The organism is Lacinutrix himadriensis (assembly GCF_001418105.1).
Lineage (GTDB): Bacteria > Bacteroidota > Bacteroidia > Flavobacteriales > Flavobacteriaceae > Oceanihabitans > Oceanihabitans himadriense.
On record NZ_LIQI01000022.1, the window covers coordinates 645,823 to 659,338 of the forward strand.

Annotated in this window: 14 protein-coding genes and 1 pseudogene; 1 reads left to right on the forward strand and 14 read right to left on the reverse strand. The window is 32.0% G+C overall.

Translation table 11 applies throughout. The features are described from left to right. Positions 1-164 precede the first annotated feature (164 nt). Complete coding sequence (locus tag AMD28_RS10455; RefSeq protein ID WP_055444063.1) at positions 165-680, forward strand: acyl-CoA thioesterase; 516 nt, start codon at positions 165-167, stop codon at positions 678-680. Between the two features lie 189 nt (positions 681-869). On the opposite strand, the gene AMD28_RS10460 is transcribed toward AMD28_RS10455, so the two are convergent. From AMD28_RS10460 to atpE, 14 genes and pseudogenes are all read right to left on the reverse strand, one after another. Continuing rightward, positions 870-1,631, reverse strand: a complete 762-nt coding sequence (locus tag AMD28_RS10460; RefSeq protein ID WP_055444064.1) for a hypothetical protein — start codon at positions 1,629-1,631, stop codon at positions 870-872. A 170-nt stretch (positions 1,632-1,801) separates the two neighbouring features. Continuing rightward, on the reverse strand, positions 1,802-3,034 hold the full coding sequence (locus AMD28_RS10465) for a murein hydrolase activator EnvC family protein (RefSeq protein WP_055444065.1): 1,233 nt from the start codon (positions 3,032-3,034) through the stop codon (positions 1,802-1,804). Further along, positions 3,034-3,804 (reverse strand): lipoprotein insertase outer membrane protein LolB1, encoded by a 771-nt coding sequence (gene lolB1, locus AMD28_RS10470; RefSeq protein ID WP_055444066.1) that lies wholly within the window; start codon positions 3,802-3,804, stop codon positions 3,034-3,036. Before lolB1 ends, AMD28_RS10465 begins: the two co-directional genes overlap by 1 nt. After that, complete coding sequence (locus AMD28_RS10475) at positions 3,805-5,166, reverse strand: tetratricopeptide repeat protein (protein ID WP_055444067.1); 1,362 nt, start codon at positions 5,164-5,166, stop codon at positions 3,805-3,807. Between the two features lie 66 nt (positions 5,167-5,232). Continuing rightward, positions 5,233-6,251 (reverse strand): annotated as a pseudogene (locus AMD28_RS10480) (sugar phosphate nucleotidyltransferase). A 97-nt stretch (positions 6,252-6,348) separates the two neighbouring features. Next, positions 6,349-6,783: a dUTP diphosphatase gene (gene dut / locus AMD28_RS10485; RefSeq protein WP_055444068.1), complete on the reverse strand. Its 435-nt coding sequence runs from the start codon at positions 6,781-6,783 to the stop codon at positions 6,349-6,351. 85 nt (positions 6,784-6,868) lie between these two features. Further along, a complete protein-coding gene (locus tag AMD28_RS10490; RefSeq protein ID WP_055444069.1) occupies positions 6,869-8,293 on the reverse strand; it encodes an oligosaccharide flippase family protein in 1,425 nt (474 codons plus the stop codon). A gap of 54 nt (positions 8,294-8,347) precedes the next feature. Then, on the reverse strand, positions 8,348-8,815 hold the full coding sequence (locus tag AMD28_RS10495; protein ID WP_055444070.1) for a hypothetical protein: 468 nt from the start codon (positions 8,813-8,815) through the stop codon (positions 8,348-8,350). Between the two features lie 12 nt (positions 8,816-8,827). Then, complete coding sequence (locus AMD28_RS10500; RefSeq protein ID WP_152975582.1) at positions 8,828-9,364, reverse strand: hypothetical protein; 537 nt, start codon at positions 9,362-9,364, stop codon at positions 8,828-8,830. 143 nt (positions 9,365-9,507) lie between these two features. Beyond that, positions 9,508-10,368 (reverse strand): ATP synthase F1 subunit gamma, encoded by an 861-nt coding sequence (gene atpG, locus AMD28_RS10505; protein WP_055444072.1) that lies wholly within the window; start codon positions 10,366-10,368, stop codon positions 9,508-9,510. Between the two features lie 154 nt (positions 10,369-10,522). Continuing rightward, entirely contained in the window at positions 10,523-12,103 is a 1,581-nt protein-coding gene (atpA, locus tag AMD28_RS10510; protein WP_055444073.1) for a F0F1 ATP synthase subunit alpha, read from the reverse strand. A gap of 61 nt (positions 12,104-12,164) precedes the next feature. After that, positions 12,165-12,701 carry an ATP synthase F1 subunit delta gene (gene atpH, locus AMD28_RS10515; protein WP_055444074.1) on the reverse strand — a complete coding sequence of 179 codons (537 nt, stop codon included), beginning with the start codon at positions 12,699-12,701 and terminating at the stop codon, positions 12,165-12,167. A gap of 9 nt (positions 12,702-12,710) precedes the next feature. After that, entirely contained in the window at positions 12,711-13,211 is a 501-nt protein-coding gene (locus AMD28_RS10520) for a F0F1 ATP synthase subunit B (protein WP_055444075.1), read from the reverse strand. Between the two features lie 93 nt (positions 13,212-13,304). After that, a complete protein-coding gene (gene atpE / locus AMD28_RS10525; RefSeq protein ID WP_013993139.1) occupies positions 13,305-13,493 on the reverse strand; it encodes an ATP synthase F0 subunit C in 189 nt (62 codons plus the stop codon). Positions 13,494-13,516 lie beyond the last annotated feature (23 nt).

Genomic DNA, 13,516 nt, shown 5'->3' on the forward strand with positions numbered 1-13,516 from the left:
TTTCTTTTTTTAGACCCTTTACAATACATACCGATAGCGTTAAATCTACTTCCTGTTGCTATTTTAATTTATGTTTTTATTAGCTACTAAATCTTAAATTCGGTTTACCTTTGCATTTTCAATTATTTTCGGTTTTTCGGAAACAAAAAATTAATACATTTTTGATGCAAACTAAAACACCTAAAGAATCTAGAACAATAATGACAGATATGGTTTTACCTGGTGAAACCAATCCAATTAACAACCTTTTTGGTGGCGAATTATTAGCAAGAATGGATCGCGCAGCAGGCATTAGTGCTCGTCGTCATTCGCGTCGTATTGTGGTAACCGCTTCTGTTAATCATGTTGCTTTTAATCGTGCTATTCCTTTAGGAAGTGTGGTAACCGTCGACGCTAAGGTTTCTAGAGCGTTTAACAGCTCTATGGAGATCTATATAGATGTTTGGATTGAAGACAGAGAGTCAGGCATTAAAGACAAGGCTAACGAAGCTATTTACACTTTTGTTGCTGTAGATGAAACTGGACGACCAATTAGAGTTCCAGAACTAGAACCGGAAACCGAATTAGAAAAAGAACGTTTTGAAGGTGCGCTAAGACGTAAACAATTAAGCTTAGTACTTGCCGGAAAAATGAAACCTAATGATGCTACAGAATTGAAGGCTTTGTTTATGAACGAGTAGGTTTTAAAACTTTACTTAGAGATTCCTCCATTGTAGTCGGAATGACAAAACCTTTCCGTTTAAGGTTGTCTCTTTATTTAAAATCACACTGTCATTTCGAGCTTGTCGAGAAATCTTCCATAATGAAACAAAAATTACATTAAGAGATTCCTCCATTGTAGTTGAAATTACATTGAGTTTCTATTTAATTTATTCTTGGTAATTAAAAGTGCTTTGTGTTACCAAATCTCCATCCATATATTCATTTGAGGTTAAAGGATAATCTGCTTCATTGTAAGTATATTCCATAGTAAAAACATTTGTACCACTATTTCTAGAGTAAATTCTTTTTGTTTTGTTATTGAAATTGTATTCTAATATTTTTCTAAACTCTTGATTATTAAAAAGTGATGCTGCTGGATTATTTTTATTATCATATTCAAAAGTATATTCTGTAAATGAAGTGTTTTCAGAATTTGAAGAATAAGTGTTCGTGATATTTCCGTTACTATCAAAAGTGATGTCTTTGGTTGCAACTTCAACATTATCCTCATCTATAAATTGTATATGGTTTAATTGATTCAAATTATTATATGAATATATTCTTTCGCCTGAATTAAATTCATTTGCATAAATAGATGAGGAAATTAAATTATTGGTAAAATAAAATTCTTCAAACCTACCATTTGTATAAATAGATTTCCATATTTGTCCATTGCTATTATATGAAAAAGTAGTAGAGGATGAACTACTTTCTCCATCCGGTGAAGTTTGAATTCCGTTTATTTCAATTAATCTTCCGTTTGAGTCAAAAGAGTTTGTGCTAATATGCCTATAACCAGATATTACAGAATAAGTTTCTGTACTTATAAGTGTACCACTTGGTGCATTATTTTGTGAAACATTATCGGAATCATCACTATCACAAGCAGCTAATAAAATACAAACAGCAATTACAAAATATTTTTTCATGTTATTAATTTAGAATTTCAATATATGTGGATTTGCAAGGGTTTAGGAAATAAATTTTAATAATTATAGATTCCTCCATTTAAGTCGGAATGACATATAGTTTCTTTTTAGAATTGAAATTTATTAAAAGCTTGAGGTGTCGAGCTTGTCGAGAAATCTAAATGATAATCTTACATTTTAAAAATCCAAGAAGCTGGATTTTCTGTTTTAGAGTTATTAAACACACTAAAACTTAACATGGTTTGCCCGTTTGAAGGATTTGTAAAAACTTCACCAATTTCTTGTTTCGTAGTTACTTTATCTCCTTTTTTAACGTAGATTTTTCCCAAATTAGAATATGCTGTAAAGTAATTACCATGTCGAATTAAAACCGAAGGATTTCCGTTTTTAGATCCAATAATTCGATATACTTCCCCATTAAAAACAGCGCGTACTTTTGCGTTTTTTTCTGTCGCAATTCGAACGCCATTACTTTGTATCATAATAGTTTTTACAATGGGACTTGGCTGTCTACCATAGCGTAATTTTACAATTCCTTTTTCTACAGGCCAAGGCAATTTACCTTTGCTAGTAACAAAACTATTCGCCAACACTTTATCTTCTGGTGTCATGGCATAAGCTGTGGACTTAGAAGTAGATTTTGTTCCAGATTTGGCATTAGAACTTGCAATAGCCTCTTTAATTATTCTTTCTATTTCTCTGTCTATTCTACTTGCTTCTGCTTGTCGGCTTTTAATTTGCGTTGCATATTTGCTAAGGTCTTTATTAATGGAAGCCATTAAGGTTTCATGCTGTTTAAGCTCTTTTTCTAATTCTACTTGCGCTACTTTATTTTCACTAATAAGCTGTTGCTTGTCTGCTTTTTGTTTTAATAACGCCGTATTGGTTACTTGTAATTCTGCCGTTTTAGTTTTAATAGATTCCCCTTGCTCCTTTTGGTATTCGGCATATTGATTAATATATTTTACCCGTTTATAAGCTTGCTGAAAATTACTAGAAGACAATAAAAACATGACACGACTTTGCTCACTTTTACTTTTGTAGGAAGTAACAATCATTTTAGAATAATTGTCTTTTAGTGTTGCTAATTCTTCTCGTAACTCCGATATTTTATTTTGGTTATCGTTAATTTCACGAGTAAGCAAATTGGCTTGTTGGTTAGTAACTTTAATTAAGTTTCTACGCACACTAACCTTATAATTTAAATCTTCAATTAGGGTTAATTGCGATTTTTGTTGCGATTTATTTTTAGTAAGGAGACTGTTGATTTGTTGTATCTCGCGACGCAATTCTTGTCTACGATCTTCTAACTCTTGTTGCTTTTTACTTTGAGAAAACGAAAGTGAAGTGCAAAAAAATAATGCGACTAAAAAGACTATTTTGTATGTAAATTTATGCTGCATTATTTAAGTATAATTTCATCAAATCCGGAAGGAATATTAAACGGAAAGCTTAGTTTTTCATTTAAAGCTATAGACTTAAATTCTAGGTTTAGTCTTGTTTCTTCAAAAGCTTCTACGGCATTAATTTTTATATGCTGCGGAAACGTTTGTTTGTCTACCTCTTGATAACTGGTATAGTCTATTTGAAGCATTCGATTTTCTTTTTCTTGTGCTAGTTGTTGCGAGTTTATTTTAAAATGTGAAGCATCTAATATGTAAAACAACTCGAATGCTTCTGGCTGTATTTTAGGTTTTAAAACGTATTGATTTTCTTGTGTGTAAACTTCAAAATCATTCTTGTTTAAATTGTACAAAGCTTCTCCTAAAAGCATGTTTTGTACTTTTTCAAAATCTAAATCGGTTCCTAATAAATCACTTAGATATTTGTAATCTCCATCAAAATAGGTGTTATCTAATTTATTGTAAAAGCTTACGCGTTCTGGAGTAATTAACACCTTAATAAAGCCTAGTTTACTCATCCAAATGGTTTTGTCTTTTTCCATTCTTAAGCTTACCGTTGTGCTTTGCGAAGATTCTCCTTTGGCATACTCTATTTTCACTCTTGCAGCAAGTGTTTTAAAGCTTGGTGTTTGCTTTGCATTTTCTTTTATAAGTTGCTTAGCGGTTAAGTTTAAATTGCCATTTCCAGAGGTTACTGTTTTGGTAGCGGTACAACCTACTAACAAAAAAACAAAAAAGAAAATGGGGTATATAAGGCGTTTTGTATGCATCTAATTTGTAGATTCTAATTGTTTTGCTTTATCACTAAACGTTTTTGCTTTGTTGGTATTGTTTAATTGGGTGTGTGAAATACTTATTTGTTTGTAAAAATCACCTTCCATTTTATGATCATCTATCACATAATCTAAACCAGTTTCTAAAACTCGGATTGCTTTTTCTGGCTGATTTAATTTATTTTTAGCAACACCATTTACTAAATAAAAGATGGGTTGCGAAGGGAATTTATCTAAAGCTTCATCACTTTTCTCTACCGCTTTTGAATAGTTTTCTACATCTATGTATAATAACAATACATTGCGAAGTACACCAAAGTTATCTGGTTCTTTTTCTAATGCTTTTTCGTAATAGGCTACTGCTTTAACTTTATCTCCTTTAGCCAAAAAGTATTGTGCAACTTCTATATTTGATTTGCCTTTTTCGTCTTCTGTGATGTTTGAAGTAATTTCCACCAGTTGGCTTTCATATTCTGGGTGTATAGCTACAAATTTCACAAAATCTGATAACACCATCATTTTTGCTTCTGGTTTAATTTGACTTGATTTAAGTACAATTTGCATAGAAACTACTGCTTTTTCGGCTTCATTATCATCTAGGTAAAACTTGTATAAAGCCAAATGTACCATTTCTGAATTAGGATGACTTTTTAATAGTTTTATTGCCGTTTCAAAAGCTTTTTCTTTTTCGTTATTCTCGCTATATCTAAAAATTAGAGAAAGGTAGTTTTTCTCTTCCTCCGGATTATCTTCTACGCGTTCTTCTAAATTTTCAATCTGGTCTTTTTTATTTCCAGTTGCACTATAAATCATGTTTCTTACACGATCTCTTGTGGTTGAAACACCTAGCTCTGCATCCATTTCATCTAAAACTTTAAGAGCATCATCATATTTCTTGGTTTTAACATACAGCGTTGCTAAATCCTCTTTATAATCTGGATGGTATTTTACTAGTTTTTTTACGGTTTTAATAGCGTTTTCCAGATCGTTTTGTTTTGCATAAACTCCGTAAAGTTCATCTAAATACCATTCGTTATCTGGTTGCTTTTTTATTGCTTTTTGAAGCGCATCTTCTGCTGCACCAAAGTTTTTAAGTTGGCTGTAGTTTTTTCCTAATTCGAAAAACAAAGCAGGATCTGAATTGTCTATTTTTTCACATTTTAATAATGCTTCAATAGCACGATCGTAGTTTTCAATTCCCTTTTGTTTTAAGGCTTCGAAAAAGAATTCTTGGTATGCATCTTCATTGTCTCCTAAATCATCATCAGGCTTCTTATTAAAATCAACTTGTGCATAGTTTGCCTGCGGAAAGAGAAGTATTCCGAAGATAAATAGTAATATGTACCGTTGTTTTTTCATAAGTAAAGATGCTTTGACAAGCTCAGCATGACATTATCTTTTTAATTGTATTCTAGATTTCAATAATTATTCCAAAATAGAATAATCTCCAATACTAATTTTAGAGAATTCGCCATTATATTTCACATGGTTTCCAATCATTGCTTCGTCTAAATTAGCGTTTTTTATGCTGGTATGGTTTTGTATTAAACTATTTTTAACGCTAACGTTTTCTAAGGTACAATTATTACCAATAGATACATTTGGTCCGACAGTAGTATTAGTAAGCTTCACGTTTTCGCCAATATAACAAGGTTCAATAATTGTAGCATTATCTAAAGTTACAGAATCTGCTATTAATTGCTCTTCATTATCTGCTTTTAAAAAGCCTAACATTCTCGTGTTGGTTTCTATAGTAACGGCTTTGTTACCACAATCCATCCACTCATCAACGGTTCCTGTTTTAAAGACTTTTCCTTCAGCCATCATGCGTAAAATACCATCGTTTATTGGTATTCTCCGCCATTCATAATGTTTTCGTCTAAAACCTCTTGCAGTTTCCCTTTTAAAACAGCAACGTCTTTAAAGTAATAAATCCCTATTACAGCTTGGTTACTAACAAAGGTTTCTGGTTTTTCAACAAGCTCTGTAATATTATTTTCTGCATTTAATTTTACAACACCATAAGCTTCTGGGTTTGCCACTTTTTTAGTCCAAATCACAGCATCTGCTTCTGGATCTAAGTTAAAATCTGCCCGAATTAAAGTATCTGCATACGCAATAACTGCAGGTCCAGAAAGGGATGGCTCTGCGCACATAATAGCGTGACCAGTTCCTAATGGTTTATCTTGTCTGTAAATAGATGCTTTTGCGCCAAGGCTTTCTGCTAATGCTTTAAGACTTGAGACTACCTCTTCCCCAAACCAAGCTGGGTCTCCAAGAATAAATGCTATTTCTTCTATTGGTTGCTTTAAAACTTTAGCAATATCTTTAACCAATCTATGTACTATTGGTTGTCCTGCAACAGGAATTAATGGTTTTGGTACGGTTAAACTATGTGGACGTAAACGAGAACCTCGTCCTGCCATTGGTACTATTATTTTCATTGAAAATTATATTTTCATTTCCACTTTCGTGGAAATCTGTTTCATTAAACTTTATGTTATTTATACCTGCCAGGTTTTAAAAACCTTTCAGGGTTTCCTAAGAAGTTCCAGTACTTCCAAAGCCGCCTTCTCCTCTATCGGTTTCCGAAAGTTCTTTTACTTCTATCCATGCTGCGCGTTCGTGTTTAGCAATAACTAATTGTGCAACACGCTCGCCGTTTTCTATGGTAAAATCTTGGTTTGATAAATTTACTAAAATAACCCCTATTTCTCCTCTATAATCTGCATCTACTGTTCCTGGCGCATTTAATACGGTAATTCCTTTTTTTGCAGCAAGACCACTTCTTGGTCTAACTTGTGCTTCAAAACCTATTGGTAACTCTATAAATAAGCCTGTTTTAACAATCGTTCTTTCTAAAGGCTTAAGTACTATGGATTCTGTAATATTTGCTCTTAAATCCATTCCTGCAGACGCTATGGTTTCATAGTGTGGTAATGCGTGACTAGACTTGTTTATTATTTTTATTGTCATGTTTATTTTCCGCGAAAGCGGTACTTTTTAAATTTCCTTTTTAATTATAATGATACCACTCGATTGCACTCGAGGTGACAAATAGTTATTGCTTTAATAGTTGTTTGATTTCCTTTTTTTCGGAAAAGAAAACGATTCCCAAAAATACTAAAACTAACGCTGTATTAATATAATAGTTTGCGTTTGTATATAATGCTAAAATGGATAAAGTAATCGCTATCCCTAAATAGCCAAGTATTGCTTTTATATTATAAGGCACTGGATAATGTTTTTGTCCTAAGTAATACGATAAAAGCATCATAAAACCATACGCGACTAAAGTTGCCCAAGCGGATGCTATAAACCCTATTTCACGAATCAATATTAAATTAAATGCTATTGTAATCACTGCACCTACAATGGATAGATACATTCCGTATCTCGTTTTATCTGTAAGTTTATACCAAATACCTAAGTTGAAATAAATACCTAAACACAAATTAGCTAATAGTACTATTGGTACAATATCTATAGCAATCCAATATGCTTCATTAGGAACTAATTGTTCTTTGATTATGTCTAAAAAAGCAATAATAACCAGCAACATAATACTACCACAGATTACAAAATACTTCATAATAATGGCATAGGTTTTAGTTGCATTTTTCTCTTTAGCATGATTAAAGAAAAAAGGTTCTGCTCCTAGTCTAAATGCTTGAATAAAAATAGTCATAAACACTGCTATTTTGTAGCATGCACTATATGCACCATTGATATCTTTTCCTAATTCTCTTGGTAATATCCACTTATCGAAACTTTCGTTTATTACATACGCTAAACCAGCGATCATGATTGGCCAACCATAATTTATTAGTTGCTTAAAAATAGCCTTACTAAATTGTAGTTTCGATTTAAAAAAGTAGGGTGTTAGTAGTAAAAAGGTAACAATACTAGCTGCCAAATTGGAGATAAATATATACTTCACTAAATCTGTCTTATCATAAAAAGAAAACTGTAGATTAAATTTTGGAACTGCCCAAAAGAAGAAATAATTTAAAATAACATAAACGACAATATTAGAGAGTTTAATGGCTGTAAATTTTATAGGCCTTCCTGTAGCTCTTAAATATGCGAAAGGAGCTACAACTAATGTATCTAAAGCTAATACACCTATTAAAAGATTAAAGTACTCAATGTCTAAATTAACAAAAGAGGCAATTTCATTATTAAATATTAAAACAAGGCCTAGAAAAACAATAGTGGTAATGGAAAGACTAATTAATACGGTAGAAAATACTTTTAGTTTTTCTTTATGCGAATTATAAAACCTAAAAAAGGCGGTTTCCATCCCATAGGTTAATAGGACATTAAAAAAAGCGGCATAAATATAAAACGTGGTATTGTCTGAGTAATTAGAAAGTGCCAAATTACCCGTGTGTAAAGGCACTAAAATAAAATTCATTAGCCTTGGCAAAACTGTTGCCAATCCATAAATAATTGTGTCTTTAAAAAACCTTTTTAATGTACTCAATGTTATTTTTTAATTAGGCTTAAATGTATTGAATTTGTTGCAGTATAAAAAGTATTAATCTTTTGGAGGTCCATCTAGATAATAAACACCTTCTTTTTCTTCTACATAATTTACTTTAAAATACTTAATGACGCCGTGTTCTAGGTAACTAATTACACATTCTCTGTTTCCTAATTTAAAAGGAAAAAATCCATTTGTAGTTAGCGCATTATCTTCTGCATTGGTTAATCTTTTCGTTAATCTTGAGGTATACAATCCTTTTCCTTCTTTTAACTTTCCTTTCATTCTTCTAAAAAACACACTATCTATGGTTATATTTTTTGCAGGAATTAGGTTCGCAAAATATATATTTAAACCTGTACTACCAATTTTAATCCCGCTAGTCCAATTATTAAAATATGCACGTGTTAATTGGAAAGGAGCCTCTTTTTGAAATGCATATTTGGAAGGTTTACAACTAAATATGGAAATGAGAATAAGTAAAACAAAAGTGTTTTTTAAAGAAGCTTTCCTATTTAGCATACTATATTCGATTTAGTTTTTTGGTCGCGCCTTTGGATATTCATCTCTTGGTTTTTCTACAAGATTTTCTATTTTATAATACTTGGTTGTACCCTCTTCAATATAACTAATAACGCATTCATTATCTTTTAACTGAAAAGGGAAATCTGCTTTGTTTGGCAATTGATTATCATACTCAGCACGTTTATCGGTACTCATTACTATATCTTCCTTTTGATTTGCTTTGGTTATAAAATTTGCTACATAACCCGAATTAATAGATTCTAATTTTGTTTGCATTCCTCTAAAATAGGCAGCATCTATGACTATATTTTTGGTGTTGTTTGAAACAGAGATTAGCATGGTGATTCCTGCACCTCCTCCTTTTACACCTGCAACCCAATGTTTATAAGAGGTTTCTTCTAATGTAAATGGTATTTTATCTTGAAAATCTTGCATTGCTGTCTTACTCCCTTCGTTATTTATTTGTTTACTACTGGAACAATTTGAAAAACTTGCCAAAATAAAAAGCATGAAAAGAGATAGGATATATGTTTTAATAATGCTCATGGAATACGTTTAATTGTTATAAAGATAGTAAATCAAATAATGTTCCATAAAAAAAGCTCTACTAATAATAGTAAAGCTTTGTTTTAGTTTATAAAAAGACCTTTCGACTGCTCTCAAGGGGACATTTTAATAATATTTATTCTTTAGTTATTTAAAGCTTCTGCTCCACCAACGATCTCTAATATTTCGTTAGTAATAGATGCCTGACGTGCTTTATTGTATGTCAATTTAAGTTGATCTCTTAATTCTGTTGCGTTATCTGTAGCCTTATGCATTGCTGTCATACGAGCACCATGTTCACTAGCAAAAGAATCTCTAATTCCTTTATATAATTGTGTCTTTAACGACTTAGGAATTAATTGCTCAACGATTTCTAATTTTGAAGGTTCAAAAATATAATCTGCATTGTTAACCGCTTCACCTTCTACAGGAACAATTGGTAAGAATTGTTCTGTCATTATGATTTGTGTAGCAGCATTTTTAAACTTGTTGTACACAATTTCAATCTTATCAAATTCACCAGCAACAAACTTCTCCATTAGCATTTCTGCTATTTCGGAAACATTATCAAAAGTTAAATCATCAAAAATAGCACTCTTGTTGTCTATAACAATTCCTTTTTTAGAAAAGGCATCGTTAGACTTTTTTCCTATTGCTAATACAGATACTTTTTTACCTGCATGTACATTAGAAATTAAGTTTTGTGTTTGCTTAATAATGTTGGAGTTAAAAGCACCACATAACCCTCTATTCGAAGTTATAGCTACAATTAATACATTATTTACCTCACGTTGTTCCGAAAATTTACTTCCAGAATCTGCATCTAAAGTTGCACTTAAACTTTGTAAAAGTTCTGTTAACTTATCTGCATAAGGACGCATTGCTGTAATAGCATCTTGTGCTTTTTTCAATTTTGCAGCAGATACCATTTTCATGGCACTAGTAATCTGCATCGTTGAAGATACTGAAGCTATTCTATTACGTATTTCTTTAAGATTCGCCATTCTTTATTTATGTAAAGACTCTTTGCCAAGATTTTCTTGCTGCCTTTAACACAAAATACATTTTATGTTTTAGCAATGCTCCGAGTGACATTAATTTTATAATTGAAATTTAGAGTTATGCGTAAGTAAACGCATAACTCTAAACTTAAAACTTCTAAGCTCTATATTTAGCAGAAAGTTCTTTACATACATTCATTAATGTATCTGTAACCTCATCTGTTAATTTACCTGCTTTTAAAGTATCTAAAACATCTCTATGCTTCGCGTTTAAGAATTCAAGATAATCTCTTTCGAATTCTTTAATTTTATTTACAGGAACGTCTTTTAATAAATTTTTAGATCCAGCATAAATAATTGCTACTTGATCTTCTACTGTAAACGGATCATTTTGACCTTGCTTTAAGATCTCTACGTTACGTTTACCTTTATTAATTACATTTAAAGTAACAGCATCTAAATCTGAACCAAACTTAGCGAAAGCTTCTAGCTCACGGTATTGTGCTTGATCTAATTTTAAAGTACCAGATACTTTTTTCATAGACTTAATCTGTGCATTACCACCAACACGAGATACAGAAATACCTACGTTAATTGCTGGACGAACACCAGAGTTAAATAAATCTCCATCTAAGAAGATTTGTCCATCTGTAATTGAAATTACGTTTGTTGGAATATATGCTGAAACGTCACCTGCTTGTGTTTCAATAATTGGTAATGCTGTTAAAGAACCACCACCTTTTACGATTGGTTTTAATGAATCTGGTAAATCATTCATTTCTTTAGCAATAGCATCATTATTAATGATTTTTGCAGAACGCTCTAATAATCTTGAGTGTAAATAAAATACATCTCCAGGATACGCCTCACGTCCCGGTGGACGTCTTAATAATAAAGATACCTCACGGTAAGCAACTGCTTGTTTTGATAAATCATCAAATACAATTAAAGCTGGTCTACCAGTATCTCTAAAGTACTCTCCAATAGATGCTCCTGTAAAAGGTGCATATACTTGCATTGCAGCAGGATCTGATGCATTTGCAGCTACTATTGTTGTGTACGCTAAAGCTCCTTTTTCTTCTAAAGTTTTAGCAATAAGTGCTACTGTTGAAGCCTTTTGACCTACAGCAACATATATACAATATACAGGTTCCCCTGCATCGTAAAATTCTTTTTGATTTAAGATAGCATCAATACAAACTGCAGTCTTACCTGTTTGTCTGTCACCAATAACTAACTCACGTTGTCCTCTACCCACTGGAATCATAGCATCAATTGCTTTAATACCTGTTTGTAATGGCTCAGTTACTGGTTCTCTATAGATAACTCCAGGAGCTTTACGCTCTAAAGGCATCTCATAAGTTTCACCAGTTATTGGTCCTTTACCATCAATAGGAATTCCTAAAGTATTTACAACACGACCAACAATACCTTCACCTACTTTAATAGATGCAATACGATTAGTACGTTTTACTGTAGAACCTTCTCTAACTCCTACTGAAGTTCCTAAAAGTACAATACCTACATTATCTTCTTCAAGGTTAAGTACAATACCTTCTAATCCGCCATCGAATTCTACTAACTCACCATATTGTGCGTTAGCTAATCCGTAAGCACGTACAATACCATCACCTACTGTTAATACTGTTCCAACTTCGTCTAATGAAGCGTTTGCTTCAAAACCTGATAGTTGTTGTTTTAAGATTGCTGATACTTCAGCTGGTTTTACTTCTGCCATCTTTATTTAGTATTTAGCTTTTAATAGTTAGCCTTTAAAAAGTACTAACCTAAAAACCTTATTAATTTGTTGTAAATTCTCTTTTCAATTTATTCAATTGGTTAGATATACTAGCATCATACTGCGTATCTCCAACTCTTAAAATGAAACCACCTAAAATGCTTTCATCTACTATATTTTTAATTGCCGTTTCTTTTCCTGTAAGTTCTTTAACTTTTGCTAAAACTTTAGATTCTAAAGCTTCAGTTAAAGGTACAGCTGTTGTAACTATTGCAATTTGACTTCCTTTTTGTTCTTCGTATAAAGTAATAAACTTAGAAGCTACTTCTGCTAATAAACTTGTTCTTTTATTTGTAATTAACGTATCTATTAGATTAACCGTTGCAGGATTTATTCCTTTAAAGATTTCTAATAAAGCCGATTTTTTTACAGCCGAACTAATTACAGGACTATAAAGCATGTCTTTCAAGTCTTTACTTTGCGCTACTGTATTATTAATTAGCTCCATATCTGCATTTACAACCTCCGCTGTATTTTTGTCTGTAGCTAAACTTAAAACCGCTTTTGCGTAACGTATTGCTGCTCTTTCTCCTGCCATGATTTAAACTTAGTTTAATTTAGCATCATTTAACATAGAGGCAACTAATTCTAGTTGTTTGTCTTTGTTAGATAATTCTTGACGTACTACTTTTTCTGCAATCTCTATAGATAATCCTGCTACATGGCTTTTTAATTCTGCCATAGCTGATTTCTTTTCGCTTTCAATAGCAGCTTGTGCTTGAACAATCATATTGTTTGCTTGTGCTTGAGCTTCCGTTTTAGCGTCGTCAATCATTTTGTTTTTTAAATCTCTTGCTTCTTTAAGCATAGACTCACGTTCTGCACGTGCTTCTTTTAATAAGTTTGCATTATCCGCTTGCAGATTTTGCATTTCTAATTTTGCTTTTTCAGCAGCATCTAAAGCACCTTGAATTCCTTCTTCTCTTTCTGTTAAAGAACTCATGATTGGTTTCCAAGCAAATTTTACCATTAATAAGATTAATAGTAAAAGAAGTATTGTTTGTACTACAAACAATCCTGGTGAAAAATCATTTAATAACTTATCCATTTCTAAATGTATTTAAATTTCTTCTTTTTTTAATTTAATAAACACAACCTGTAACCAACCGTTACAGGTTTGTGTTCTTAATTTGATTGCTGCTTATTTTCCTAAGAATAAAGCACCGAATGCTAATCCTTCTAAAAGTGCTGCAATAATAATCATTGCTGTTTGGATTTTTCCTGTTGCTTCTGGTTGACGTGCAATACCTTCCATTGCTTTTCCACCAATTTGACCAAGACCAATTCCTGCTCCGATTACGATTAAACCTGCTCCAATTAAATTGTACATAATAAAAAATTTATAGTTAAATT